The sequence below is a fragment of the Bradyrhizobium sp. 33ap4 genome, from assembly GCF_032654765.1.
Lineage (GTDB): Bacteria > Pseudomonadota > Alphaproteobacteria > Rhizobiales > Xanthobacteraceae > Bradyrhizobium > Bradyrhizobium australafricanum.
Genome location: NZ_JAUMTJ010000066.1, coordinates 1 through 25,780, shown reverse-complemented (window position 1 = coordinate 25,780; position 25,780 = coordinate 1). Strand labels below are relative to the sequence as shown.

Genomic DNA, 25,780 nt, shown 5'->3' with positions numbered 1-25,780 from the left:
CACCCGGATCGCATTGCGCTCCGCTGCATGCGATCCGGCCTCTCCCACAAGGGGAGAGGCAGGAGTCCTGTAGCCCGGATCGCTGCGTCTCTCAATTCATCCCCTGCGCGCCGCGCACCAGTCTGCCCGGGCGTGCGCCGGTGGCCTTGCCCTCGCGCTGGGTCACGATGCCCGACACGATGGTGGCGTCATAGCCGTCGACCTGCTGCAGGAGGCGGCGGCCGCCGACCGGCAGGTCGTAATGCACCTTCGGAGGGTGCAAATGCAGCCGGTCGTAATCGATCACGTTGACGTCGGCCTTGAAGCCAGGAGCGATCACCCCGCGATCATACAGACCGACCGACAGCGCGGTCTTGCGCGACTGCGCCGCGACCACGAACGGGATCGAGAGCTTCTCGCCGCGGCTGCGGTCGCGCGTCCAGTGCGTCAAGAGATAGGTCGGGAAGCTGGCATCGCAGATGATGCCGCAATGCGCGCCGCCGTCGGACAGGCCGGGCACGGCACTGGGCTCGCGCAGCATCTCATGCACGGCGTCGAGATTGCCGTCGGCGTAATTCAGGAACGGCACATAGAGCATGCCGCGACCCTCGTCGGTCAGCATCGCGTCATAGGCAAGCTCTTCCGGCTGACGGCCCTGGCGCCGCGCCTGCGGCCCGAGCGCGTTTTCCGGCGGCTGCTCATAGTTCGGCGGATTACCCAAGAGATACATCTTGTCGTAGTTCGGCCGGAAGAACAGCGGATCGTCGGTCGCCGTCGCGCTCTCGCTCAGGATCGCCGCGCGCACCTCGGGTCGGCGCAGATGCGCGAGCCGCTCGGCCAGCGGCAGCCTGGCGATCTCGCGATAGCTCGGATGGGTCTGGAACGGGTTGCGCGACAATTCGAGCCCAAGCAGCAGCCCGACCGGCCGTGCCGCGATCTGGGTCGTGATCGAGAGGCCGCGGACGGCGGCTTCGTTGATGGTGTCCATGGTCTGCCGCCAGCGCCGCGGCGCCTTGTCGGCCTGGGCGACCGAAAAAGAGATCGGGCACCTTGTGTTCTCGGCGACCCGCAGCATCATCGGCAGGTCCTCGTGCACGGTGCTCTGGTCGAGCACGAATTGCAGCACGCTGCGGCCGACGCCGTGCATCGCGCCGGCGATCGCGGTCAGTTCATCCTCGCCGGCTTTCAGCGTCGGCGTGTAGTCGCCGGTCGAGGTGCGGTGATTGAGCGTGCGCGAGGTCGAGAAACCCAGCGCGCCCGCCCGCACCGCGTCGCCGGCGAGCGCCGCCATCGCCTTGTTGTCCTCGGCCGTTGCGGGATCGCGGCGCGCGCCGCGCTCGCCCATCACATAGACCCGCAGCGCCGCATGCGGCAGCTGCGCGCCGATGTCCATGTCGAAATTGCGCTTCGACAGCCACTCCATGTAGTCGGGGAAGCTCTCCCACGCCCAGGGAATGCCGGCGGAGAGCACCGGCTCCGGAATGTCTTCGACGCCTTCCATCAGCTGGATCAGCCTGGTGTGGTCGCTCGGCCGGCACGGCGCGAAGCCGACGCCGCAATTGCCCATGATCGCCGTGGTGACGCCGTTCTGCGACGACGGCGTGATGTCCTGGCTCCAGGTCACCTGGCCGTCGTAATGGGTGTGGACGTCGACGAAGCCGGGCGCCACCAGCTTGCCGCGGGCGTCGATCTCTTCCTTGCCCTTTGCCGAGACCTTGCCGACTTCGGTGATCTTGCCGCCTGTGATCGCGACATCGGCTTCATAGAGGTCGCCGCCCTTGCCGTCGGCGATGGTGCCGCCGCGGATCACGAGGTCTGGGGTCGAGGTCATGGCATTTCATCCCGAGGCTGTTTTTGGTTGACGGCATCATGGGTCAGCCCCTGATGCTGTCAACCAGCGCCGATGAAGCTCTGGGATGCGTTGATGCTGATTTGCCAGCTGGGATCGAACGTTGCCGCCCGGCGGAAATTTGTTCCGCCGGGCAAATCGCCGCGAACCTAGCGCGCGCCGAAGAACGCTGTCTTCTGGGTCTCTTCGGCCTGCAGCCTGGCGCGGACGCGCATCAGGTCCTTCCAGCCGATATAGCCGACGAGGCGCTGATCCTCGCGCGAGATCACAGGCAGATGCGAGACGTTGACCTGCATCAGGCGGTCGGCGAGCCGGTCGAGATATTCGTCGGGATAGGCGACGGTGATCTTGCTGCCGGCCAGCAGCTGCTTGAGCGTCGCGGTGCGATGCTTGCCGGCGCGGCGCCAGCGCAGCACGGACGGCGGGTCGATCACCCCGAGCACGTGATGGTTGGCGTCGACGACGGGAAAGCTGGGGTGAGCTGTCTTCGGGTTAGTCAGGAAGGCGGCCGCGCCGTGCAGCGTCATGGTGTCGGCGACGGTCTCGACCGCCTTGGTCATGACGTCGCGCACGCGGGTCAGCGCGAACGGATCGACACGGTACTCGCGCACCAGATGATGGCCGCGCCGAGCCACCTTCTCGGTCAGGATCGAGCGCCGCATCAAAAGCACCGTGACGCCGTGCGCGGTGCCGCAGGCTGCGATCAGCGGCAGCAGCACATGGGTGTTGCCGGTGAGTTCGACGGCGAAGAAGGTCGCGGTCAGCGGCGAGCGCATCGTGCCGCCCATTGTCGCCGCCATCGCCAGCAACGCCCAGAAGCCGGGGCTCGCCGGCGGCAGATAGCCGCTCAGCGCCGTTCCCATCGCGCCGCCCATGATGAGCAGCGGCGCCAGCACGCCGCCCGACGTGCCCGAGCCGAGCGCGACCGACCAGATCACGGCCTTCACCACGAGCAGCAGCAGCGCGGCCTTCAGCACCACATCGCCTTGTAACATCGACGCGAGGTTGTCGTAGCCGACGCCGAGCGCCTGCGGCTCGATCAAGCCGCCGAGGCCGACCACCAGGCCGCCGATCAGCGGGCACCACATCCAGTGGATCGGCAGTTTGAGGAAGATGTCCTCGCAGCCATAAACCAGCTGGGTGAGCACGCCCGACAGCAGGCCGGAGAGGATCCCGATCAGGATCCAGGCGCCGAGCTGCAGCACCGAAATGTCGACGCCGCCGGTGAACGGAAACAGCGGCGCGGGCATGTGCAGGAAGGTGCGCCCGACCGCTGCCACCACGGCGGCGACGGTGACGGGAATGAAGCTGCGCGGCGTCCATTCGAACAGCAACAGTTCGACCGCGAGCATGATCGCGGCGATCGGCGTTCCGAACACGGTGGTCATGCCGGCTGCGGCGCCCGCCACCAGCAGGGTCTTGCGCTCGTTGTCGCTGACCGGGAGCATCTGCGCGATCAGCGAGCCGATCGCGCCGCCGGTCATGATGATCGGGCCCTCGGCGCCGAACGGGCCGCCGGTGCCGATCGACACCGCCGACGACAACGGCTTCAGGATCGCCACCTTGGGGTCGAGCCGGGAACGGCCGAGCAAGATCGCCTCGATGGCTTCCGGAATGCCGTGGCCGCGGATCTTCTCGCTGCCGAAACGCGCCATCAGCCCGATGATGAGCGAGCCCGCGACCGGCACCAGCACGGTCCAGAGCCCGAGCGGCGAATCCTGCAATTTCAGGTCGGCGAAGCTGAACTGGCCGAAATAGGCGATGTTGGTGGCAAGCTTGATCAGCTGCAGCAGTCCCGCCCCGGCCAGCACGCCTGCGGCGGAGACAAACACGGCGATCGCCGAGATCACCACGACGCGCGGATCGGTCGTGAAGTCGCTCAGGAGGTGGCTGGCCTTCTCGCCGATTTTGGCAGTGTTTGGGGCGGTGTTCGTGGCGGAGACGCTCGATTTGGTGGAAATGACGCTCATTGGTGGCGTAAGGCTCGGGTGAAGTGGACGCGGCGTCATATCGCATTGCGATATAATTACAAGCGGGAGACATCGAATGGCACCGTCGAAATCGCCGAGGCAGGACCAGAAGCGGGTTCCCAGCCAGGGCGATTACGAAACGCTGTCGCAATTTCGCTATCTGATCCGCCGGTTTCTGGAGTTCAGCCAGGACGCCGCGAAGGCCGCAGGCCTGACACCGCGGCAGCATCAGGCATTGCTGGCGATCCGGAGGTATCCGGGGGGCGGGCCGGTTGCGGTCGGTGATCTGGCCGAACGGCTGCGGCTTCGTCACCACACCACGGTCGAACTGGTCGACCGGCTGTCCGAGGCCGGACTGGTCGAGCGCGTGCTCGATCCCGCCGACCAGCGGCGGGTGCTGCTGAAATTAACCGGCCTTGCGGCCGATCATCTCGCCGAATTGTCGGCGGTCCATCTCGATGAGCTGTCGCGCATCGAGCCGCTCCTGAAGCAGGTGCTGTCGCGACGGTCGGAGTGAGCGCGCTGCGTGCGCAACGTTTCGCGTTTCAGGCGCGCGGGCTGGCGGTCTCGGCCTCGTATCCCGAAGCCTGCGGCTTGCGCTCGGTGACGAGGGCAAGCAGCACGGTCAGCACCATGAACACCACGGAGGCGCCGAACACCCAGTGCGGCATGTGCTGGTCCATGATCCAGCCGAACAGCAGCGGGCTGACGATGCCGCCGAAGTTGAAACCGGTGGAGACGATGCCGAAGGCGCGGCCGGCGGCGCCGGGCGGCGCGGCGTTGCGCACCATCATGTCGCGGGACGGCGCGATCACGCCGCCGAGGAATCCGGCAAGCCCCATCGCCAGCGTGAGCGCCACCGGCGGCAGGTTGAGCAGCGCAATCAGCAGCACGAGGGCGGCGTTGACCGCGAAGCAGCCCGCAGCGACCTGGCTGTGGCGGTGGGTCCAGTCGGCGAGGTAGCCGCCGGCGAGCACGCCGGCCGCGCTGGCGCCGAGGAATGCGGTCAGCGCGATATTGGCCGTCGAGAACGATGCGCCGTAGCCGCCCATCAGTGCGACCACGCCGAAATTGTTGATGCCCGAGGTCGACAGGCTGAGCAGCGTGAAGAAGGCCGTCAGCACCATCAGCGCCGGTGTGATCACGCTGGCCTTTGGTGCCGCATCGTCCTTTGACTTGTTCTTGTTGGCGCCGGCATCGGGAATGCCGAGCACGATCAGGAACAGCGCCACCAGCGGCCCGACCGCACCGGCGACGATCAGCGCGCCGAGGCCGCCGATCGAGGCCACGAGCGCCGCCATGATCGCGGGCGCCACCGCGCCGCCGAGGAATCCGGCGAAGGTGTGGATCGAGAAGGCGCGGCCCATCCGCGCCTCGTCCATATGCGCCGAGAGGATCGCGTAGTCAGCCGGATGATAGACGCTGTTGGCGAGGCCCAGCAGCACCGCGCAGACGATCAGCGACGTATAGCTGAGATGCAGGCCGAGCCCGATCAGCGCGCAACCGCCGACCGTCAGCCCGATGAGGAGGATCTTGCGCGCGCCGATGTGGTCGGCGAGGTAGCCGATCGGCGCCTGGGTCAGCCCGGAGACCACTGCGAACACCGTCAGCGCCAGGCCGAGCTCGACATAGCCGACGCCGAGCTGCTGCTTCAGGAACGGGAACAACATCGGCAGCACGAAGATATGGAAATGGCTGACCCAATGGGCGACCGAAATCCCCGTCAGCGTGCGCAGCGCACTGTCGGCTTTCGCTTGCTGCGGTGCGGCCAGAACGTCGACCATGTCGTCGAAAACCCCAGTTCCATAGCGTTTTCAAGCGAAGTGGGTACCGGTTCGCGTGAAGAAAACGCGTCAAACAAAATGCCCGGCAGGGCCCGCCCAAAATAGAGATTGGCCGCTAATTGTCTATGAACGCGGGCGCATGGCTGCCCCCGGCGCTGGCGTGCCGGATCGACACATGCGGCATTAAATGCGGCGACAAAGCACGGCGGCACGGCGATGATCGGCCATGATCGACGCCAAAAAGCAGCTCCGCGTGCTGGTGTCGGAGGGCTCCAGCACCTCCGGCCGCGAGGCGATCACGATCCTGGGCCTGGCCGGCCATCACGTCGAGGTTTGCGACCCCTCGCGCTGGTGCCTGGCGCGCTACTCGCGCTTTGTCCGCAAATACCACCATTGTCCGCCGCTGCGGTCGGATCCGGCCGGCTTCCTGCGCTTCGTCGAGCGCCTGTTGGCGTCGCGGCATTTCGATGTGCTGCTGCCGACCCATGAACAGGGATTTCTGTTCGCCCGCGCCGCGGCGGGGCTGGCCTCACGTACCGGCCTCGCGCTGCCGGATTTCGCCAGCTATCGCGCCGTGCACAGCAAGGCCGGCTTCAGCCGCCTGCTCGACCGGCTCGGCCTGCCGCAGCCGCCGACCCGGATCGTGAATTCGGCCGAGGAGCTGCGCGAGGCGGTGCGGTTTCCATCCGTTGTCAAAACGTCGGTCGGCACCGCCAGCCGCGGTGTCTGGTTCGTGCGCGACGCTGGTGATCTCAATCGCGCGCTCTACGACCTCGAATCCTCAGGCGATCTTGCCGGCGAGGTGCTGGCGCAGGATCTGGTCACCGGCACGGTCGAGAAGGCGCAGTCGGTGTTCTGCCACGGCACGCTCGTCGGCTTCCATGCCTACCGCCAGATTGCGGCCGGTGTCGGCGGCGGCGAGGCGATCAAGGAGAGTGTGAGCCGGCCGGCGATCCGCGCCGGCCTCGAGACCATCGGCGCGCATCTTCGTTGGCACGGTGCGCTCTCGGTCGACGTCATCATGCCGCTCGACAGCGCGACGCCGCTGTTGATCGACTGCAACCCGCGGCTGGTCGAGCCGATGAACGCCTTTCAGTCGGGCGTCGATCTGGTCGACCTGCTGCTGCGCGTCTCGCGCGGCGAAACGCCGGCGCCGCTGGCCGAGGGGCGCGCCGGGGTGCGGACGCATCTGGCGATGCAGGCGCTGCTCGGCAGTGCGTCGCGCGATGGTACGCGGCGTGACCTGATCCGGGAATGCGGCCGCATCGCCGCGGGCGAAGGGCACTATCGGGGAAGCAGCGAAGAGCTGACGCCGGTGCGGCTCGACTGGCTCAGCGCTGTGCCGCTTGCGATGACGACAGTGCTGCTGCTGGCATCACCGCAGATCGCCTCATCGCTGGCGCGCGGCGGCTTTGGCGCGCATCTGCTCGATCGCGGCAGCATCAAGGCGATCGAGAATGGCGATTTCCGCTAGGATCCCTCCAGCGCGAATTCACCGCACGATCTTGTCTGCGCGCTTCAAGAGCTCCGGTGGAATCTCGACGCCCACGGCCTGGGCCGCCTGGAGATTGAATATCAGCTCTCGCTTGGTGACGACGCCGACTGGCAGGTCGCCCGGCTTCGCGCCCTTGAAAATCTTGTCGGCGAATGTCGCAAACTCGCGCCATGTATCGGCGACGTTGGCCCCATAAGTAATCACCCCGCCGGCGTCCGCCTGGCCGCCGGGAAACATTGCCGGCAAGCGGTTTTTGATGGCCAGTTCACCGACTCGTTTTCGATTGCTCCAGGGCACCGGCACTTCAAGGACCAGCAGCGCCTGCGCGCGCTCCTTTGCCATCCCGGCAATCGCGGCCTCCAGATCGTCTGCACCCTTGACCTTCACGATTTGCGGCTCCACCCCCTGGGCCTTGGCTGCGGCCTCGTTGGCACGATCAATCGGGGCGAGCCCGCGTTCATCCGCGCCGGGGATCGTTTGATCACTGAGAATCGCAACGCGCTTGATCCCGGGGAATGCCTCCTTCAGAAGCTTGAACTGGTCGCTGGCCTGCTGCGGATCGAGGTTGGTGAGGCCCGTGACATTGCCTCCCGGTTTTTCCATCGAGGCGACAAGCTTCAACGCGACCGGATCGGTGACGATCGCAAAGATCACCGGGATCGTCGACGTGGCTTTCTGCGACGCGACCGACGCCGGGCCGCCGAGTGCGAGGATGACATCCACATTCGCGTCGACCAGCTCCGAGGCGAGGCCCGGAAGGCGCTCGAGCTTCGATTCGGCAAATCGCGGTTCGATGACGATGTCGCGTCCTTCGAGATAGCCGCGCTCGGCGAAGTCGCTCAGAAGGTTTTTCTTGATGGAGTCGAACAGCGGCGACGGGCTGCCGTTGACGAGGATTCCTACTTTCCTGGGGGCCTGTTGCGCATCGGACGGGTCGCACATCGACGCGATCATGCAGAAGACCGTGAGCACCGCCTTCGCAAACCTCATGGCACCGCCCCCAGCAAGGACCCAGCGTCCATGCGAAGCCTAGCATCCAGGGGGTGGGCAACCAATCCGGAAGGGTGGTCCGGCCGATGACCTCGCTGCGACCTAATGTCTGCTTGGCGACGACGAGCCGGGCTCGGTAGCTCGCGAGCTACGAGGCCGCCGCGCGCGACTGCGCGCAGGATCTGTGGATCGATATTCGCCGGGCCTCACAACGGCTCGTCATCATTGCCGTAGCGGTCGAGCTTCGGCGTGGCGATGTCGCCGTCCTCATAGTACTCGTCGTCCTGCAACGCTGCGGGTGGCGGAGGCTTCTTCGACTTGTCGTCGGTCTTGTCCTTGATCTTCGTGCCGCCCTTGGTCTGCTTCCCGGCCTTGGCCATGCGTTTCCCCTGCGCGGGTCAAATCAGCTGCCGGAACTCTACCCCAGTTTCGGTGCGTTTGTAATGTTCGGAGACGGTGCGCGGGGCAGACCCGCCCCACCGGTTCACGCTCTAAAACGTCGCGCCGGCCTTTACCATGTAGGTGCGGCCGGGCAGCGGATAGGCCGAGAAGCGGCCTTCGGTGAACGTGCTCGCGATGGCGTAGTCGTAATAGAGCGCGTTGAACAGGTTGTTCACGCTCAGTGACCAGAAGAAGCGGTCAACTTGCCCGCTCAGCTTGATATCGGCGGTGGCGTTGCCGGGAATCCGGCTCTGGGTGTTGGCCTGATCGTTGTCCATGATGCGCGAGCTCCAGGCCCGCACCGTGGCGTCGAGCACCAGATAGTTCTGCCAGATATTCCAGGTGACGCCGAGATTGCCGGTGTAGCGCGACACCAGCGGCACGTCGTTGCCGGTCCAGATGCCTTCGCGGAACACCGCGCGGGTGATCGCCATGCCGCCGCGCAGGGTCACCGTATCGCTGAACTTGAGCGAGGCACTGGTTTCCGAGCCACAGCGGCGGGTGGGGTCGAGGTTGGTGTTGAAGAACAGCACCGGGTTGAAATGGATCTCGTTCTCGAGATCCATCAGATAGACGCTGGTCTGGACCTGAAACAGGTTGGTCTTGACCCGGAAGCCGCCCTCGACATCCTGCGAGGTCTGGGTCTTGAGCTGGAAATTCTGCGGGATCGGGGCGAAGGTCAGCGGATCGAACGACGGTCCGGATGCGACGCGCTCGTCGACATCGGGCGTGCGGAACGCGCGCGCCGCGCGGCCGAACACCGAGAAGGTGTCGGTCAGGCGATGCTCGGCGCCGACATGCAGGGCGTATTGCGTCTCGTTGCTGTCGAGCGGTGCCGCCTGCGTGTCGAACGCGAATGGCGCATTCGGGTCGTAGCGATCGCGCGCCGAGATGCTGGTATTCTGGACGCGCGCGCCGTAGGAGATGTCGGTCGTTGGCAACAGGCCCAGCGTATGTTGCCAATAGCCGGCCACGCTCTGCTGCTCGATATTGTAGATGTGGAACGGGTCGACGCCCTGATAGGCGCCGCGCGCCTCGCGGAAGCTCGAATCGTAATAGTCGATGCCGGTCAGGATCGTCGACGGCACGCCCAGCATCACATTCTTGACGCTGAGCCGCGGCGTCAGCGACCAGGTCTGCAGCGCGGCATCATTGTAGGTCGAAGCGAAGCTGATGGTCGGCATCGTGCCGAAGAAGCCGCTCTGCGTCTCGCGCTGCCGCCAGCCGCCGTCGACGATGAGGTCGACGCCGTTCATCAGCGTCTTGGTGAAGCCGGCGGTGACGCTGGCGGTCTGCTGGTTGGCATAGTCGAAGGGCGTCGCGGCGCCGCGGCGATCGGTGAGCAGCTCGTTCACGCCGATCGACGGATCGACCAGCCGTCCGCCGGGTAGGCCGAGCTTCTGGTCGCTGCCGGTGACGGTCAGGAAGGCGGTGAGATCAGGCGTCGTGTAGTTGATGTTGCCGACGGCGTTGCGCTGGTCGAGCGCATTGTTGACGCGGTAGCCGTCGGACTTGATGCCATTGCCGTAGAACGAGGTGGACCACGGTCCGGAATTGAGCGCTGCGGAGACCGCGGCCATGCGGGTGTTGAACGAGCCAGCTCCGGCCTCGGCCCGCATCGTCGTCGGCGGGCCGCCGACGCCGGTCTTGGTGATGATGTTGACGACGCCGCCCACCGCATTGTCGCCGTAAAGCACCGCGCCGCTGTTGCCGCGCGTGATCTCGATGCGCTCGATCGAATCGAGCGGAATCGTGGTGAGGTCGAAGCCGGCCTTGTCGACGTCGTTGAGGCGGCGGCCGTTGAGCAGGAACAGCGTATTGTCGGTCGCGAATGCGCCGAAGCCGCGCAGGTCGACCGACGTCTTGGCGCCGTTCGGTCCGCCATAGGGCGTTTGCAGCTGCACGCCCGGCACCTGCGCGAGGATCTCGGGTAACGACTGCACCGGCGAATGCGCGATGTCGTCGGCGGTGATCACGGCCGAGGAGGTGCCGACAATGCCGGCGAACTGGCGGCCGCCGGTGCCGCCCGTTCCGGTGGCCACACCGGTCCCTATCGTGCCCGATCCGGCTCCGCTGCCTGTATTGTTGCCTTGCGAGGTGCCCGGCGCCGGGCGTCGCGGCGCCGGCGCTTCGTCAGCGGCCGGCCTGGCGCGCGTGACGTTCTGGTCGCCCGGCTTGGTGACTTCGATCGCCGGCAGCTGATCGGGAGCGGGTGCCTCCTGCGCCCGCGCTGCGGAGACAAGGAATGCCGGCGCGAGCATCGTCGCCGGCGCGATCATCGTCGACGCGAGCAGAAGCGCGCGGCGCCGCCGATGGAAAGGGAAGGAGAACATAAGCAAGGCCTCGGCAACGTCAGTGGCACGTCACCGCGAACCAGTCTCACCATCGTGCTCACAGCATCAGGTGAAGCTCATGCCTGTACTCCCCGACCGGCAGCATCGCGTGTGACCACGGCTGACGGCAGGTCTCCTGGCTCGCGGGTCGTTACCCTTCGTCGCCTTCCCAGGACCGAGATTCCCAGTGGCCTGTGACGAAGGATTCACCGCATACAGTTGCGGGGGCAGCCGCGGCGTTGGGGAAGTTTCCCCGTACCGCATTCCCTTTTCATCTCATGAAAGAACCGTCATGTTCATCTAGGGTTCGGCCGGGTAGCAAAGTCAATCCGGCGGAAGTCGGGCGGCGGCCGCGCGGCCACGGTTTTTGTCGAGTGTCGCTTGTCTGCCACGGCGATCGCTGTAAGAGCATGGATCCGATGAGCGTGCAGGATTTTGCCTTGGCGGCCGAGGTCGCGGCGCGGCGCCGGTGGGGCGCCACGGCGGCGCTGCTCGCGCTCGTGGTCCTGTTGTGCGTGCTCTCGCTCGGCATCGGGCCGGTGCGGCTGTCGCCGCTCGCGGTGGTCGAGGCGCTGTTCGGCGGCAGCAGCGATGTGGCGCAGGTGATCGTGCGCGAGATCCGCCTGCCGCGCACCATCCTGGCATTTGCGATCGGCGGCATTCTCGGGCTGTCCGGTGCGGCGCTGCAAGGGCTGCTGCGCAATCCGCTGGCCTCGCCGTCGCTATTCGGCGCGCCGCAATCGGCGGCGTTCGGCGCGGTGCTGGTGATCGCGCTGGGCCTCGCCGATGTGCGCTCCTACGCGCTGCCGGTGGTGGCGATCATCGCCGCGTTCGGCTCGGTGTTCGCGCTGCTTGCGATCGCCGGCCGCAATGCCGGGCTGTTGATCCTGATCCTCGCTGGGCTCGCGATCTCGAGCTTTGCGGGAGCCGCGACCGCACTGGTGATGAATCTCTCGAGCAATCCGTTTGTGGTGCTGGAGATCGCGTTCTGGCTGCTCGGCTCGCTGGAGGACCGCAGCTTCCAGCACGTGGCGCTGGCGCTGCCCTTCATCGTCGCGGGCGCCGCCATCCTGCTCAGCCAGGCGAGCGCCTTCCGCGCGCTGACGCTTGGCGAGGAGGCGGCGCAGAGCCTCGGCGTCGACGTCGGGCGGTTGCGGCTCTTCGTGATCACGGGCGTGGCGCTCGGCGTCGGCGGCGCGGTCGCAGTCACCGGCACGATCGGTTTCATCGGCCTCGTCGCGCCGCATCTGATGCGTCCCGTGATCGGTCACGATCCGGCGCGGCTCTTGGTGCCGAGCGCGCTCACCGGCTCGGCGCTGCTGCTCGCCGCCGACATCGCGGTGCGCATCATTCCTTCAACCTCGGACATCAAGGTCGGCGTGCTGACCTCGATCATCGGCGTGCCGTTCTTCCTCTATCTGATCATGCGCGAGCGCCGCGCGCTCGGCGGAGGCGTGGCATGACGCTGCTCTCCGCCGCGGCGCTCAATGCCTCGCTCGGCAGCCGCAAGGTGCTGCACGATGTCTCGCTGTCGCTGCCGTCGGGCCATCTGGTCGCGCTGGTCGGCCCGAACGGCGCCGGCAAGACCACGCTGCTGCGTGCACTGGCCGGGCTGATTTCGTCGGGCGGCGAGATCCGGATCGGCGGCGATCCGCTGGCGTCGCTGCCGCTGCGCGAGCGCGCGAAGCGTTTCGCCTATCTGCCGCAGGGGCACATGGTGCACTGGCCGCTGCCGGCGCGCGACATCGTCGCGCTCGGCCGCTATCCGCACGGCGCGACCGATCCGGCGCGGCTGTCGCAGACGGATATGGAGGCGGTGCTGCGCGCGATGCAGGCGGTCGACGTCACTGAGTTCAGCGATCGCCGCGTCACCGAACTCTCCGGCGGCGAGCGCAGCCGCGTCGCGCTGGCCCGGGTGCTCGCGGTGGAGGCGCCGGTGATCCTCGCCGACGAGCCGACCGCCTCGCTCGATCCACGCCACCAGATCGACGTGATGCAGAAGCTGCGCAACGTCGCCGATGCCGGTGTGCTGGTGATCGTGGTGACGCATGACCTGGGACTCGCCGCGCGCTTCGCCGATCATGTGCTGGTGCTCGCGGAGGGGCGGCTGGCAGCGCAAGGCGCGCCTGTCGAGGCACTGTCGGAGAGCGTCCTCGCCAGCGTGTTCCGGGTCAGCGCCTATCGCGCCGAATTTCAGCGCGAAGCCGTCATCGTGCCGTGGGCGGACGTCTGATGTGGCCACGGCCTCACCACAAGCTCAGTTCACCTCTCCCGCTTACGGGGGAGGTCGCTGCGCTCGACGAGCGCAGCGGGTGGGGGCTCTCTCCACGATATGGCTCGCGGCGAAACCCCCACCCCAACCCTCCCCCGCAAGCGGGAGAGGGGGCGCACCTTCAGCGTGGCAGCCATCTCGCTTCGCTTCATCTTGGAGCGGTGGTCGCCATAGTGCTGTGGCTTATTTCCGCCGGTGCCGCGTTCGCCGCCGGACCGCGCATCGTCTCGATGAATGTCTGCAGCGACCAGCTCGTGCTGTCGCTGGCCGACCCGGATCAGATCATCGGCCTCAGCCGCTTCTCGCGCGATGCCTGGCAATCCTGGGCCGCGGAGAAGGCGCGAAACTTTCCGCGCTTGTCCGGCGAGGCCGAGGACGTGTTGCTGCTCAAGCCCGACCTCGTCGTGGTCAGCCTGTTCGACAAGCGCGCGACCCGTGATCTGTTGAAGGCCCACGGGCTGCACCTCGTCGAATTCACGGTGCCGCGCACGCTGGACGAGGTGAAGGACCAGATCCGCGCGATGGGCGATGTGGTGCAGCACCCCGATCGCGCGGAGGCCGAGATCGCGCGCCTCGATGCGGCGATCGCGCATGCGCGGGCGGCGGCAAGCGCGCATCATTACCGCGTGCTGCCGCTGGAGCGACGCGGCTTTGTCTCGGGCGACCATAGCCTGGTCAGCTCGCTGCTGGCGGCAGCCGGCCTCGCCAACGCCGCCGGCGAACTTGGCGTCGGCGCAGGCGGGTTTGCTTCGCTGGAGGCGATCGTAAAACTGCGGCCGGATTTCATCCTGGTGTCGGAAGCCGGCGACCGCGTCGAGGATGACGGCCGCGCCTTCCTGCTGCATCCGGCGCTGGAGCGCTTCTATCCGCAAAGCAAGCGCATCGTGCTGCCGGAGCGGCTCACGGTGTGCGGCGGCGTGATGCTGGCGGATGCGCTGGATCGCCTGACGGAAGAGTTGCAGCGAGTGACGCAGTGACCTTCCAAACCCGTCATCCTGAGGAGCGGCGAAGCCGCGTCTCGAAGGATGCGCGGCCCGGATACTTCCAGGAGTTCGCGGAAGGAGTGTGGCCGTCGCCCTTCGAGGCTCGCTTCGCTCGCACCTCAGGGTGACGGTGAGATATTTGCGAGCGGGCTAAAGGGTTATGAGACTATCCCATCACCACCGGCCCGCCGGCCTTCTTCCAGGCGTCGATGCCGCCATCGATATGCGCGGTGTTGGCCAGTCCCGCCTTCTTCGCGGCGGCCACCGCCATCGCCGAGCGCTCGCCGAAGGCGCAGAAGAACACGACGCGGCGGCCGGTTGCGGCGGCGACCTCGCGCAGCATGCCGCCGGGCTGCAGGGTGGCGCAAATCCCCGGATAGGGCGCGTGCAGCGCGCCCGCGAGCGTGCCGTGCTTGGCCCGCTCGGCGCTCTCGCGCAAATCGACCAGAAGGATATCGGGGCGGCCGAGACTCGCGATGGCGTCGCGCGCGCTGAGGGAGAGGCCTTCCTTGGCGAGTTCGTCCTGGTGCAGGCCGACATGCATGTTGGCGGGCACCACGACGTCCATCAGCTTCGGGTTCGGCAAATTGAGGTTGTTCATCAGCTCGACATAGTCGTCGATCGATTTGACCTGCAGCCGCGGATTGTAGCGCTTCTCCTCGCCGATGGTGGAGACGGTGTCGCCCTTGTAATCATGCGCGGGGAACACCATGGTCTCCTCCGGCAGCTTCAGCAGCCGGTTGAAGATCGAATCGTACTGCGCCCGCGCGCTGCCGTTCTGGAAGTCGGTGCGGCCGGTGCCGCGGATCAGCAGCGTGTCGCCGGTGAAGACGCGGTCGCCCATCAGATAGCTGTAGGAATCGTCGGTGTGGCCGGGCGTGTACAGCGCCTCGAGGCAAAGGCCCTCGATCGTCACCTTGTCGCCGTCGGAGACGCGCATCGACACCACGTCGGCCTTGCTCTGCTCGCCCATGATGGTGATGCACTGGGTGCGGTCGCGCAGCTCGCCGAGGCCGGTGACGTGATCGGCGTGCAGGTGCGTATCGACGGCCTTGACCAGCCTGAGGTCAAGTTCCTGGAGCAGCTTGCAGTAGCGATCGGCCTTCTCCAGCACCGGATCGAGGATCAGTGCCTCGCCGCCGGCGCGGCTCGCGAGCAGATAGCTGTAGGTTCCGGATACGCTGTCGAAGAGCTGGCGAAAGATCATGACGGCTTACCTATTCTCCGGGCCGAGTCACATGGAGGATATTATTCCATAGATAGGGTTCGTTCAAAGCAAATCCATCCCCACCCCAGCCGGATCCCGTCACCCTGAGGAGCGCGCTCTTGCGCGCGTCTCGAAGGGTGGACGGCCCGGGTCTTTCCGCGAATGGGACAAGGCATCTGGGCCGTGCATCCTTCGAGGCTCGCTCCGCTCGCGCCTCAGGATGACGGGATATGCATCGAGGTCGTGGAAGAGACGAAGTTACGGCCGCACGTAACTCCAGCCTGCTCCTGCGGGCGCGCGTTCGCGCGACCCGTTGGCTCGCAATGACGACGGGGCCGTTACGGCCGGACCAGCGTGTATCCGTTCTCGGTGAGCAGCAAGATCTGCGCGACGCCGACCTGCACGGGGGTGGCGGCGGCGATGTAGTCCGGCCGCTTGCCGCTGTCGCGTTCGATCGTGTCGACGGTGTTGAGGCAGATGTCGACCCGCGCGCCCTGCGCGACCAGGCTCTCGACCAGCTTGCGGTTCGGGTTGTCGGGCTTGAGCAGGTCGATGCCCGGGCCGAAGGCGACGATCTCGACCGCGACCTTGTCGGGGTCGTAGTGCTTCATCAGATTGTTGGCGACGCTGATGACGAGGCCTTGCTTCCTCGGATCGTTGTCGGAGAGCTGCAGCACGACCTTGTGCTCGGCGAACGGCTTGTCCTGCAACGGCGCCTGCTGGGCACGCGCGAGCGGCGTCGCCAGCGCGAGCGCAGCAAGGCCGAATGCCGCGATCAGCGCGCGGCGCGTCATCCGTGCCTCGCGATGCCCGGGTTGTCCTCGACGCCTTTCAGCGTCACGCCGGGTTCGTCGCGGTTCGGCGGCCGGCCGGAGCGCAGGTGCCTGGCGACGACATCCCAGATCGGCGCGCCGCTCTGCTGGTTGACCGAGGCCCAGCCTGCGACCTTGTAGTGCTTGCCGGCTTCGAGACGCTTGCCGTTGCCCAACTTCAGCTCGGAAATGCGCTTGCCGACAGTCTCGGCCGGCGTGCAGGTGTAGGCGAGGCCGCCGACGCGAACCATGTCGCCGCCCTGCTGATAATAGGGATCGACGTTGAACAGATTGTCGCAGACGTCTTCCAGCACATCCTTGATCTGGCTGCCCGTCATCTTGGCGACGTAGGTCTCCGGATAGGTGATCGCGGTTTCCGACAGCACGTCTTCCATGGTCAGCGGCTGGCCGGCGAGCGTGGTGATGCCCCAGCGGAAGCCCGGCGACAGCGCGATCTCGGCGTCGAGCTCGTTCAGCAGCGCATCGCAGATCAACTGGTCGACGGTGCCGGAGAAATTGCCGCGGCGGTAGAGCAGCCGGTCGGCCGAGGCCAGCTTGTTGTTCCATTCGTCGGCATGCGGATCGCGCATCTTGTCGATCAGCGTCTGCATCGCAGGATCGGGCTTCAGCAGTTCGGCGAACACCGGCAGCAGCCGGTAGCGGACATTGGCGACCTTGCCCTTGGCAAGGTCGAGATCGAGCACGCCGATGAATTTGCCGTTGGAGCCGGCATTGGTCACCAGCGTGACGCCGCCGGCATTGGTCACCGTGATCGGGATCGGGATCGCGTCGTGGGTGTGCCCGCCGAGGATGACGTCGATGCCGGTGACGCGGCTGGCGAGCTTGAGGTCGACATCCATGCCGTTATGCGACAGCAGGATCACCGCCTCGACCTTGTCGTTGTTGCGATGGCCGTCGACGAGCTTCTGCAGCTCCTCGTCGCGGATGCCGAACTTCCAGTCCGGCGTGAAGCGCTTCGGATGCGCGATCGGCACGTAGGGGAAGGCCTGGCCGATGATCGCAACGCGATGGCCGCCGATCTCCTTGATGAAGGACGGCTTGAACACCCGTCCCGAAGCCGGGTCGAACGCCTTGGCGTCGTTGAACGCGGCTTCCTCGGTCAGGAACACGTTCTGCGCCAGGAACTCGCCCTTGAAGCGGGAGAGGTTGTCGCGCAGCACCTGCTCGCCATAGGTGAATTCCCAGTGCCCGGTCATCGCCTCGATGCCGAGCAGATTGGCGGCCTCCACCATGTCGGCGCCGTTCATGGCGTTGGCGAGCGCCGAGCCCTGCCAGAGGTCGCCGCCGTCGAGCAGGATCGAACGCTTTTCGCCGACATCGGCGCGCAGCTTGTCGACCAGTGTCTTCAGGTGGGCGAAGCCGCCGAGCCGGCCGAAGCGGCCGGCGGCCTTCTCGAATTCGACGCAGGTGAAGGCATAGGCGTCGGCGCTGTCGGGCCGGATGCCGAAGCGGTCGAGGAAGGCCTTGCCGACGAGGTGCGGCGGCTGGCCGGCCATCGCGCCGACGCCGAGATTGACGCCGGGCTCGCGGAAGAACACCGGCTTCAGCTGCGCATGCGTATCGGTCATGTGCAGGATGCGGGCGTTGCCGAACCGCTCGAGGTCGTAGACGCTGGCGGTATCGGCGCTGCGCGCAAGGCGCGGCAGACCGGCCGTCAGCGTTGCGGCGGCCGCAGCTTTCAGGAATTCCCGGCGGCGGATGATCATCATTCTCTCCGCGCGGCCCCTGGCCTGCGCGCTCTTAACGAACTTCCATGTCCTTCCAGCGTTCCTTTTCGCTGGTGGCCTGGAAGATCGAGGCCTTTGCCAGTGCCTCGGCCTCCTTGGCCTTGGCGACGGCGGTGTCGAAATCACCAGCCTCACCGGCCTTTTTTGCGGCAGATAGTGTCGAGGCGGTGGTGGTCCACTGGTTGCGCAGGCTGCCTGCCTCCTTGTTGGCGGCTTCGGCGGCGGCGTAGGCGGCCTTGTAGTCGGCCTCGGAGGCGGCGAGGGCGCCGGTCGCCGATGCGATCAGCAGGGCTGATGCTGCGAGGACAGCTTTGATGGCCGCGCTCATGGCCGTGCTCCCGGACCCGAAATCGGCAGCCCGTTGCTGACATAGGACAGATAGTATTCGAGGTTGCGGTACTCGTCGTCCTGCGGATTGAGCGGCACGCCGCGGATCTGGCTGTTGCAGGTGGTGAAGCGGCGGCTGGTCGTGCCCATGCCGCTCCATTCCGAGCGGTAGATCGGCATCGCGTTCAGGATGCCGAGCGCCGGTGCCAGCACCTCGGCGCGGATCCGCTCGCCCGGGCTCTGGATGTGGCAGGTGGCGCAGGAGAAATTGAGCTGGCCGCGGCGGGTGTAGAAATACTCCTTGCCCTTCTGATAGGCCTCGAGCGCGCGCGGATCGTTCGGGATCTTGATGTCCATCGGCTTGCCGCGCGAGGTGAAGGCCATGTAGGCGGTGAGCGCGGCCATGTCGTCCTTCAGATAGGAGAACGGTGCCTCGCCATTGGCTTCGCGGCAGCGGTTGAGCGCGAGCTCGAGCGTGACGACCTTGCCTTCCTTCTCGTCGAAATAGGGATAGTTCTGGCGGATACCGATGCCCTTGTTCGGGAAGCAGTCGGCGTAGGTCTTGCCGTTCTTGAACGGCGTCGCGAACATCTCCTTGCCGGCTTCGAGCGAGAACTCGTAGGGCGGAAACTGCTCCTTCTCCTCCCACTGCCTGTGCAGGTCCTCATTCATCGAATAGGGACCGTTGACGAAATCCTCGAGCTTCAGCTTGGGGAATTTGCTGGTGAAGAATTTCTGGAACGCGGCCTTGTCGGCGGCGGGATCGACGGTGTCGGCCGCCCGCGCGGCCGGCGCGAGCGCCAGCACGCCGAGCGCGAACGTCGCGAGTGCTGCACGGATTGCGAGGCGCCGCGTCATTGAATCTTCGCCGTGGCGGTGTCGGTCGCGCCCTTGTTGTCGACCCAGCTGACCTTCAGATCGTCGCCCTTCTTGCCGCCCTTGAAGGCGAACTTGACATAGGGGTCCTTGGAGACGCCGCCGCCCCAGTCGGCGACGAACACCGGCTTGCCGTCATATTCGAAGGTGAGCTGCTGGATGAAATGCGGCGGAATGATCTCGCCCTTGGCGTCCTTGACGAAGCCGGAATCCATCGGATGCTGGATCAGCGCCTGCACCTCGGTGGTGTCGCCGTTTGACGTGGCGCGCACGCGAATGCTCGATGCCATCTGATTATCCCTATTGTTTGCGCATGATCTTGTCGGAGAACCGGTTCCCACTTTTCCGGATCATGCGTACTCAGCCGCCGCAGCCGCCGACGGTGACCTTGATTTCCTTTTTGGCGCTGTAGAGCTTGCCGCCGGCCTCGACGATCGCGGTGACGTTGCTGGTCTTCGCCATCTTGATGCGGTTGGAGACGGTCGGCAGCGTGCCGGCCGGAATCCTGTATGAGGCGACCAGCGAGATCGGATTCTCGCTCACCAGAAACGAGATCGAGGTGACGTCGGCCAGCGTCGTGGTGGCGGAGATCGGCACCACCGCGCCGTTCTCGGCGATCTCCGGCGCATCCATCTTGATCTTGTCCGACGGCTCGGCGGTCTTGCCATAGAGCGCCTTGATCGCGTCGGCCTCGTTCTTCTGCTTGAATGCGTCTTCGGGATATTTGTCGTTGGCGGCGGCGAGCGCCTGCGGCACGTCGAACGGAATGACCCCGAGGCCGATCAGCGCGGCGACGCCGGCGCCCTTCAGCACCATGCGGCGCGCTTTGAAAAATTCGCTGGTCGTGATGTTCATCGAAAAAAATCTCCTCAAGCGACGGTCGCGGCGTCACAGCGTCTGCAGGAAGTCCACCACCGCGTCGATTTCCTTCTCGCTCAAAATCCGGTTTCGGCCGAACGGCGGCATCACCGTCTGCGGATTGCGCCTGGTTTCGTCGGTCACGATCGCGATCAGCTCGTCACGGCTGTATTTGGCCTTCAGGCCGCTTAGCTCGGGGCCGATCGTGCCGGGCAGGTCGCCGCCCCTGATGACGTGGCAGGTCAGGCAATTGCCCTTGCCGCGGTCGAAGGCGAGCTTTTGTCCCTCGGCGGCGGACTGGGCCTGCGCGGGCGCGGCCATGGCGGTGCCCGCCAGCAGCGCCAGGACGAAGGCTGGCTTGGAGAAAGTGGCGATCAAGGACGTTTCCCGGGCTTCAATCTCGATGATCCCATCGCAATATAAAGCGTGGAAAGCACAAAGGCCATCGGCTGGCAACACGGAGAATAGGCGCGTTGCGACGGGGTTAATGCCACAGGGGCAGTCCGGCACTGGAGCGCATGTCCTGCGCCTTCCGCCTGTCATGTTTGTGCGGTTGAGATGTGGCTGAGGCGTAGGGAGAAGCGCGGTGGCGGAATTCGTGGCGGAGTTTGGCAAGGACGGCCGGCCGGTCGAGGCGGACGGGCGGCTCGATGCGCCGGCGTTCCATCGCAACCATCAGCCGATCTGGACCGTCCTGAAGGACTGCCTCGCCGGCCAATCCGGCGACGTGCTGGAAGCCGGCAGCGGCACCGGCCAGCATGTCGTCTATTTCGCCGGTCAGACGCCCGACATCACTTGGTGGCCGAGCGACCTCCATGCGGCGCACCTGCGCAGCATCGAGGCCTGGCGCGCGCATGCCGCCCTTCCGAACATCCGGCCGCCGCAGCCGATCGATCTGTCCGACCCGGCTTGGTCGCCGGCGCCGCCGGACGGCAAAGGTCCGGACAAACTGCTCGCGATCTTCTGCGCCAATGTGATCCACATCGCGCCGTGGCGCGTGGCCGAGGGCCTGTTCGCCGGCGCCGCGCGGCACCTGCGCGCCGACGGCCGGCTGTTGCTCTACGGCCCGTTCAAGCGCGGCGGCAAGCACACCGCGCTCAGCAATGCCGTGTTCGACACGTCGCTGCGCGAGCGCGACGCCGAGTGGGGGGTGCGCGATATCGCCGATCTCGAGACGCTTGCGGAGCGCGTCGGGCTCAAGCTCGCCGGCAGCTTCGAGATGCCGGCCAACAACATGATTTTGGTCTTTGCCCGCAAGTAGCCGCGCTCAATCGTAAGCCAGGCACCAGCCTGGCCCACGCAGCCAGCAACGTTCATCGGGGATCCCGGCGTCGCGATAGAGCTGCGTCACCTTCTGCCAGCCGCCGCGGGCGAAGGCTTCGGCGAGCGTTTTTTCGGACGTCTCGTCCCGGCCGCCGTCGCAGGGAATGATCGCGACCGGTGATATCCAGTCCGCCCGGTACGCTGCCTCCTCGCGCCGGATCCGGAACACGGCGCCGGATCGCGCCACCTGCTCCGGCGCGCCGCCCTTGAATCCCTCATCCGAAGTCAGCGGCAGGATCAGACGGCCGCCGGCGGCGAGCCCGTCTAGCCATCGCGCGACAGGCCGGGTGCAGCCGGCGTTGACATAGATCACGTCGGCGGACTCGAACGCGACCTGTGTGCCGTCGCCCTGGATGATCTCGACATTTGCGCAAGCGGCGAGATTGGCGCGAGCGTCTGCCGCAAGGTCCGGATCGTATTCGGTGCCGGTCACGCGGCCGGACGGTCCGACCAGATGCGCGAGGATCGCGGTGTAGTACCCCGTGCCCGTGCCGATATGCACCACGTGCTCGCCGGCGGTGGGTGCGGCCTGGTGCATGAGATAGGCATGCAGCGAGGGCTGGCCGTTGTTGAGACGTCGCTCGGGGCGCAAGGCGACGAGATCGTTGGTGTAGAGATAGACCGGGTCGGCATCGGGCGTCGGCGCATAGTCGCGGCTCCACCAGCGCAGCATCATCCATGGTCCCGGGCCGACGAAGTCCTCGCGGCGAATGGCGGCGAAGGCCTCCGTCAGCCGCGGATTGATGGTGTTGGCGGCGGCCAGGATCTGCTTGGCATAGGCCGCGCGGACGATGCGGAGTTCGGCTTGCGGGTCCATTGCCGCGCGCTCCCACGATGTCGCGTGTTGTGTGATTTGACACACACCCGAGGTGTGTGAAATAGCATACTGCGGCGACGGAGGCCAGAATGAAGAGACGGCTTTATCCGGCCGTGCTGGAGCGCGGTCCGCGCGGCGCGTTCGGGGCGTGGTTTCCGGATTTTCCCGGCTGCGTCGCCGCGGGACGATCGCAGGAAGACGCGATCGAGCGCGCCGAGCAAACGCTGGCGCAAACCGTCGACGGCTGGGTCGAGCAAGGCAAGCCATTGCCGGAGCCGACCCCGATCGAGCGCATCGTGCCGCCGAAGGGCTCCGACGTTGCAGCCTTCTTCATGGTCGGCGTCGATCCGCCCGACCCGTCCGAGCGCGTCAACGTCTATTTGCCGAAGAGCCTGATCGCACGGATCGACAAGCATGCCGCCGGACTCGGCATGAGCCGTTCGAGCTTTTTTGGTTTCGCCGCGACGCTTGCGCTTGAATGGCACGTTCACAAGCCGCACCTCGTCGGGCCGCGCTCCAAGGTGCACAAGACCGGCGCGCTGCGCGCCGAGAAGCGGATGGGCAAGAAGCCGGCGCGGTAGGCGATCGATCATCGAGCGACAGCTCTCTCACCGTCACCCTGAGGAGGCCGCAGAGCGGCCGTCTCGAAGGGTCGACGGTCCGGCTGTTGGCCGTGCATCCTTCGAGACGCGCTACGCGCTCCTCAGGATGACGGTACTGATAGAAGTGCCGGGCTGCTGTGACGTCACTCTGTGAGAGCAAGCGATCCCCTCGTGCGCCTCCTGCATGGCGTACGTCCGTTTGCGCCGGTTGATCGGCTTCGACCCGCTCTCCATAGTGCGCCCGATTGGGGGCTCCCGCCGGGGCTTCGAGGCGGGACCACCGATGATTGACGTGACGGCTGCGGATGAGGCGAGCGACGACGCGCGGGCGCGCAGCAATGTGTGGCGGCTTGCGGCGGCGCAGGCGCTGACCGGCGCCAATTCGGCGGTGATCTTCGCCACCGGCTCGATCGTCGGCGCGACGCTGGCACCCGACGTCTCGCTCGCGACGGTGCCGCTCTCGATGTATGTGCTCGGGCTTGCCGCCGGCACGCTGCCGACCGGCGCGATCTCGCGCGCCTATGGCAGGCGCGTCGCCTTCATCATCGGCACCTTCTGCGGCACGCTCACCGGCGCGCTCGGCGCCTGGGCGATCCTGCATTCATCGTTCTGGCTGTTCTGCGGCGCGACCTTCCTCGGCGGGCTCTACGGCGCCGTCGCGCAGTCCTACCGCTTTGCCGCGGCCGATGGCGCCAGTGTCGCGTTCCGGCCCAAGGCGGTGTCCTGGGTGATGGCCGGCGGCGTGTTCGCCGGCGTGCTCGGGCCGCAGCTCGTGCAATGGACCATGGACATCTGGCCGCCCTATCTGTTCGCGTTCTCCTTCGTGATGCAGGCGCTGGTCGCGCTGGTGGCGATGGCGGTGCTCTCGGGCGTCGACGCGCCGAAACCTGCGGCTGCGGACCTGCATGGCGGCCGCCCGCTGCTCGAGATCGCAAAGCAGCCGCGCTTCATCGCCGCGGCGCTGTGCGGCGTGATCGCCTATCCGATGATGAATCTGGTGATGACCTCGGCGCCGCTCGCCATGAAGATGTGCGGGCTGTCGGTCAGCGATTCCAATTTCGGCATTCAGTGGCACATCGTTGCGATGTACGGCCCGAGCTTCTTCACGGGCTCGCTGATCGCGCGGTTCGGCGCGCCCGTTATCGTCGCGCTCGGGCTGGCGCTGGAAGCGGTCGCCGCGATGATCGGACTGTCAGGCGTCACCGCGCCGCACTTCTGGGCGACGCTGTTCGTGCTCGGGTTCGGCTGGAATTTTGCGTTCGTTGGCGCTTCCGCGCTGGTGCTGGAAACGCACCGGCCGCAGGAGCGCAACAAGGTGCAGGCGTTCAACGATTTCCTCGTGTTCGGCATGATGGCGATCGGTTCGTTCTCGTCGGGCCAGCTGCTCGCGCATTACGGCTGGAATGCCGTCAACTGGGTGGTGTTCCCGCCTGTGCTGCTCGGCCTTGCCGTGCTCTCGTTCGCTTCATTCGCCAAGCGACGCGCGAAATTGCGCGCGGTGGAAGAAATCCCGGATCCCAGCATCTAAAGCTTGTCGTTTGACCATGGTCTGTTCGGAAAACCGCTTCGCACTTTTCCGCACCATGCTGCTGCCAATTGCTGACACTTCGATCAGCTTCGAAATGATCCGCTTGCAACGCTGTTCACATCATGGGATCGGATCGGTCCGGCCATGACGATGTGAGAAGCAAGAGCAAGAATGGACGCATCCTCAGCCACGCTGCCTGATGAATCCTCGCTTGGCTACGAAGGCTGGCGCATCGTCGTCGTCTGCTTCCTGCTTGCGACCTTCGGCTGGGGATTGGGCTTCTACGGACAGAGCGTCTATGTTGCCGAGCTGCAGCGGCTGCACGGTTGGCCGGCGTCGCTGATTTCGTCGGGCACGACCTTCTTCTATCTGTTCGGCGCCGCGCTGGTTGCCTTCGTCAGCGAGGCGATCAAGGCGTTCGGCGCGCGCAGCTGCCTGATCGCCGGCACCTTCGCGATGGCGATCGCGGCCGTTGCGATCGGCGAGGTGCGCGAGCCCTGGCAGCTCTATCTTGCCGATGCGCTGCTGGCGTTCGGCTGGGCCGGCACCAGCCTCGGCATCATCACCAACACACTCGGCCTGTGGTTCGACAAGAAGCGCGGCATGGCGATCAGCCTGGCGCTGAACGGCGCGAGCTTCGGCGGCATCGTCGGCGTGCCGCTGCTGGTGGCGGGGATCGGCACGTTCGGCTTCTCCGGCGCGATGATCGCGGCCGCGGGGCTGCTGATCGTGGTGATGGTGCCTGTCATCCTGATCTTCGTCGGGCAACCGCCGGTGCATCTGCACGCGGTCACGGCGGCCGCTGCCGACGCGCCGTCGGCGACGCAGGTGCGCAGCCGGGCGCTGCGCGACATCCGCTTCCTCTCGGTCTCGATTGCCTTCGCGCTGGTGCTGTTCGCCCAGGTCGGCTTCATCGTGCATCTGATCGCCTATCTCGATCAGGTAATCGGCCGCGAGCGCGCGACGGTGGCGATGGCGCTCTTGACCGCGATGGCCGTGGTCGGGCGTGTCTCGTTCTCCTTCGTGATCGACCGGCTCAACCAGAGGCTGGCATCGGCGCTGTCTTTTATCAGCCAGGCGGTCGCGCTCGCCGTCATCATCAATGTGCACAATGACGTGGCGCAGATCGCCGCCTGCGCGCTGTTCGGCTTCTCGGTCGGCAATCTGATCACGCTGCCGGCGCTGATCGTGCAGCGCGAGTTCGATCCGCGTGCGTTCGGCGTGCTGGTCAGCCTGATCACCGCCATCAACCAGATCACCTACGCCTTCGGCCCCGGCGTGGTCGGGCTGCTGCGCGATCTCTCGGGCAGCTATTCGCTGCCGTTCTACGGCTGCATTGGCCTGGAGCTGATCGCGGCGGCGACGATCATGGCGAAAGGGAAGTAGCTTTCCACCTCCCCTTGAAAAGGGGAGGTCGCTTTGCTCACAGAGCAAAGCGGGTGGGGATCTGCTCTCTCCGCTTGCAACATCGCCTGCGGCTGACCCCCATCCCGACCTTCCCCCTTTCAGGGCAGGGGTGTCCGGGGAAATTCAGGCATAGCGGAGCTCCATCTGGTCAGGTGAGATGGTTGATTTCCGACGGCTGG

Annotated in this window: 24 protein-coding genes and 1 riboswitch; of the genes, 9 read left to right on the top strand and 15 right to left on the bottom strand. The window is 66.2% G+C overall.

Features of this window, described 5'->3' with window-relative positions; translation table 11 throughout:
• Nucleotides 1-91: 91 nt before the first annotated feature.
• Together Q2M23_RS35960 and Q2M23_RS35955 are read right to left on the bottom strand one after the other, a co-directional pair.
• Nucleotides 92-1,810 (bottom strand): N-acyl-D-amino-acid deacylase family protein, encoded by a 1,719-nt coding sequence (locus Q2M23_RS35960; protein WP_316398557.1) that lies wholly within the window; start codon nucleotides 1,808-1,810, stop codon nucleotides 92-94.
• Between the two features lie 167 nt (nucleotides 1,811-1,977).
• On the bottom strand, nucleotides 1,978-3,798 hold the full coding sequence (locus tag Q2M23_RS35955) for a chloride channel protein (RefSeq protein WP_316398556.1): 1,821 nt from the start codon (nucleotides 3,796-3,798) through the stop codon (nucleotides 1,978-1,980).
• A 76-nt stretch (nucleotides 3,799-3,874) separates the two neighbouring features.
• Between Q2M23_RS35955 and Q2M23_RS35950 the strand changes: the two genes are divergently transcribed.
• The gene (locus Q2M23_RS35950; protein ID WP_316398555.1) at nucleotides 3,875-4,315 is read left to right on the top strand and encodes a helix-turn-helix domain-containing protein; all 441 of its coding nucleotides are present in this window, start codon (nucleotides 3,875-3,877) and stop codon (nucleotides 4,313-4,315) included.
• A 28-nt stretch (nucleotides 4,316-4,343) separates the two neighbouring features.
• On the opposite strand, the gene Q2M23_RS35945 is transcribed toward Q2M23_RS35950, so the two are convergent.
• Nucleotides 4,344-5,582 (bottom strand): MFS transporter, encoded by a 1,239-nt coding sequence (locus Q2M23_RS35945; protein ID WP_316398553.1) that lies wholly within the window; start codon nucleotides 5,580-5,582, stop codon nucleotides 4,344-4,346.
• A gap of 226 nt (nucleotides 5,583-5,808) precedes the next feature.
• On the opposite strand from Q2M23_RS35945, the gene Q2M23_RS35940 reads away from it, so the two are divergent.
• Nucleotides 5,809-7,056: a hypothetical protein gene (locus Q2M23_RS35940; protein ID WP_253588624.1), complete on the top strand. Its 1,248-nt coding sequence runs from the start codon at nucleotides 5,809-5,811 to the stop codon at nucleotides 7,054-7,056.
• Between the two features lie 18 nt (nucleotides 7,057-7,074).
• On the opposite strand, the gene Q2M23_RS35935 is transcribed toward Q2M23_RS35940, so the two are convergent.
• From Q2M23_RS35935 to Q2M23_RS35925, 3 genes are all read right to left on the bottom strand, one after another.
• Entirely contained in the window at nucleotides 7,075-8,067 is a 993-nt protein-coding gene (locus Q2M23_RS35935) for an ABC transporter substrate-binding protein (protein ID WP_253638377.1), read from the bottom strand.
• Between the two features lie 206 nt (nucleotides 8,068-8,273).
• On the bottom strand, nucleotides 8,274-8,447 hold the full coding sequence (locus Q2M23_RS35930) for a hypothetical protein (protein WP_168858599.1): 174 nt from the start codon (nucleotides 8,445-8,447) through the stop codon (nucleotides 8,274-8,276).
• A 111-nt stretch (nucleotides 8,448-8,558) separates the two neighbouring features.
• Nucleotides 8,559-10,841 (bottom strand): TonB-dependent receptor, encoded by a 2,283-nt coding sequence (locus tag Q2M23_RS35925; protein WP_316398552.1) that lies wholly within the window; start codon nucleotides 10,839-10,841, stop codon nucleotides 8,559-8,561.
• 108 nt (nucleotides 10,842-10,949) lie between these two features.
• Nucleotides 10,950-11,148, bottom strand: a riboswitch (cobalamin riboswitch).
• Between the two features lie 112 nt (nucleotides 11,149-11,260).
• On the opposite strand from Q2M23_RS35925, the gene Q2M23_RS35920 reads away from it, so the two are divergent.
• The 3 genes from Q2M23_RS35920 to Q2M23_RS35910 all read left to right on the top strand — a co-directional run bounded on the left by Q2M23_RS35920 (nucleotide 11,261) and on the right by Q2M23_RS35910 (nucleotide 14,090).
• Nucleotides 11,261-12,304 carry a FecCD family ABC transporter permease gene (locus tag Q2M23_RS35920; protein WP_253638379.1) on the top strand — a complete coding sequence of 348 codons (1,044 nt, stop codon included), beginning with the start codon at nucleotides 11,261-11,263 and terminating at the stop codon, nucleotides 12,302-12,304.
• On the top strand, nucleotides 12,301-13,074 hold the full coding sequence (locus Q2M23_RS35915; RefSeq protein WP_253638380.1) for an ABC transporter ATP-binding protein: 774 nt from the start codon (nucleotides 12,301-12,303) through the stop codon (nucleotides 13,072-13,074). Before Q2M23_RS35920 ends, Q2M23_RS35915 begins: the two co-directional genes overlap by 4 nt.
• 269 nt (nucleotides 13,075-13,343) lie before the next feature.
• Entirely contained in the window at nucleotides 13,344-14,090 is a 747-nt protein-coding gene (locus Q2M23_RS35910) for an ABC transporter substrate-binding protein (protein ID WP_316398566.1), read from the top strand.
• A gap of 172 nt (nucleotides 14,091-14,262) precedes the next feature.
• On the opposite strand, the gene Q2M23_RS35905 is transcribed toward Q2M23_RS35910, so the two are convergent.
• The 8 genes from Q2M23_RS35905 to soxX form a co-directional block, all read right to left on the bottom strand.
• On the bottom strand, nucleotides 14,263-15,303 hold the full coding sequence (locus tag Q2M23_RS35905) for an MBL fold metallo-hydrolase (protein ID WP_253588628.1): 1,041 nt from the start codon (nucleotides 15,301-15,303) through the stop codon (nucleotides 14,263-14,265).
• A gap of 338 nt (nucleotides 15,304-15,641) precedes the next feature.
• Nucleotides 15,642-16,097: a hypothetical protein gene (locus Q2M23_RS35900; RefSeq protein WP_057021234.1), complete on the bottom strand. Its 456-nt coding sequence runs from the start codon at nucleotides 16,095-16,097 to the stop codon at nucleotides 15,642-15,644.
• Nucleotides 16,094-17,842 (bottom strand): thiosulfohydrolase SoxB, encoded by a 1,749-nt coding sequence (gene soxB / locus Q2M23_RS35895; protein ID WP_076834894.1) that lies wholly within the window; start codon nucleotides 17,840-17,842, stop codon nucleotides 16,094-16,096. Before soxB ends, Q2M23_RS35900 begins: the two co-directional genes overlap by 4 nt.
• 34 nt (nucleotides 17,843-17,876) lie before the next feature.
• Nucleotides 17,877-18,191: a hypothetical protein gene (locus tag Q2M23_RS35890; RefSeq protein WP_245311939.1), complete on the bottom strand. Its 315-nt coding sequence runs from the start codon at nucleotides 18,189-18,191 to the stop codon at nucleotides 17,877-17,879.
• Complete coding sequence (gene soxA / locus Q2M23_RS35885) at nucleotides 18,188-19,048, bottom strand: sulfur oxidation c-type cytochrome SoxA (RefSeq protein ID WP_316398551.1); 861 nt, start codon at nucleotides 19,046-19,048, stop codon at nucleotides 18,188-18,190. Before soxA ends, Q2M23_RS35890 begins: the two co-directional genes overlap by 4 nt.
• Nucleotides 19,045-19,356 (bottom strand): thiosulfate oxidation carrier complex protein SoxZ, encoded by a 312-nt coding sequence (gene soxZ, locus Q2M23_RS35880; RefSeq protein WP_057021236.1) that lies wholly within the window; start codon nucleotides 19,354-19,356, stop codon nucleotides 19,045-19,047. The genes soxA and soxZ overlap by 4 nt, the downstream gene beginning before the upstream one ends.
• Nucleotides 19,357-19,426: 70 nt before the next feature.
• Complete coding sequence (gene soxY / locus Q2M23_RS35875; RefSeq protein WP_057021237.1) at nucleotides 19,427-19,921, bottom strand: thiosulfate oxidation carrier protein SoxY; 495 nt, start codon at nucleotides 19,919-19,921, stop codon at nucleotides 19,427-19,429.
• A 33-nt stretch (nucleotides 19,922-19,954) separates the two neighbouring features.
• Nucleotides 19,955-20,245 carry a sulfur oxidation c-type cytochrome SoxX gene (gene soxX / locus Q2M23_RS35870; RefSeq protein ID WP_316398565.1) on the bottom strand — a complete coding sequence of 97 codons (291 nt, stop codon included), beginning with the start codon at nucleotides 20,243-20,245 and terminating at the stop codon, nucleotides 19,955-19,957.
• Between the two features lie 265 nt (nucleotides 20,246-20,510).
• Here soxX and Q2M23_RS35865 point away from each other — a divergent pair, with 265 nt between their 5' ends.
• Entirely contained in the window at nucleotides 20,511-21,185 is a 675-nt protein-coding gene (locus Q2M23_RS35865) for a DUF938 domain-containing protein (protein WP_316398550.1), read from the top strand.
• A 6-nt stretch (nucleotides 21,186-21,191) separates the two neighbouring features.
• Here Q2M23_RS35865 and Q2M23_RS35860 read toward each other — a convergent pair whose 3' ends face one another.
• Nucleotides 21,192-22,064 (bottom strand): protein-L-isoaspartate O-methyltransferase family protein, encoded by an 873-nt coding sequence (locus Q2M23_RS35860; RefSeq protein ID WP_316398549.1) that lies wholly within the window; start codon nucleotides 22,062-22,064, stop codon nucleotides 21,192-21,194.
• Nucleotides 22,065-22,153: 89 nt separating this feature from the next.
• On the opposite strand from Q2M23_RS35860, the gene Q2M23_RS35855 reads away from it, so the two are divergent.
• The 3 genes from Q2M23_RS35855 (at nucleotide 22,154) to Q2M23_RS35845 (ending at nucleotide 25,580) form a co-directional block, all read left to right on the top strand.
• Nucleotides 22,154-22,645, top strand: a complete 492-nt coding sequence (locus tag Q2M23_RS35855; protein ID WP_168859287.1) for a type II toxin-antitoxin system HicB family antitoxin — start codon at nucleotides 22,154-22,156, stop codon at nucleotides 22,643-22,645.
• Nucleotides 22,646-22,949: 304 nt separating this feature from the next.
• The gene (locus Q2M23_RS35850) at nucleotides 22,950-24,194 is read left to right on the top strand and encodes an MFS transporter (RefSeq protein WP_316398548.1); all 1,245 of its coding nucleotides are present in this window, start codon (nucleotides 22,950-22,952) and stop codon (nucleotides 24,192-24,194) included.
• 171 nt (nucleotides 24,195-24,365) lie between these two features.
• The gene (locus Q2M23_RS35845; RefSeq protein WP_057021242.1) at nucleotides 24,366-25,580 is read left to right on the top strand and encodes an MFS transporter; all 1,215 of its coding nucleotides are present in this window, start codon (nucleotides 24,366-24,368) and stop codon (nucleotides 25,578-25,580) included.
• The last annotated feature ends 200 nt before the right edge of the window (nucleotides 25,581-25,780 follow it).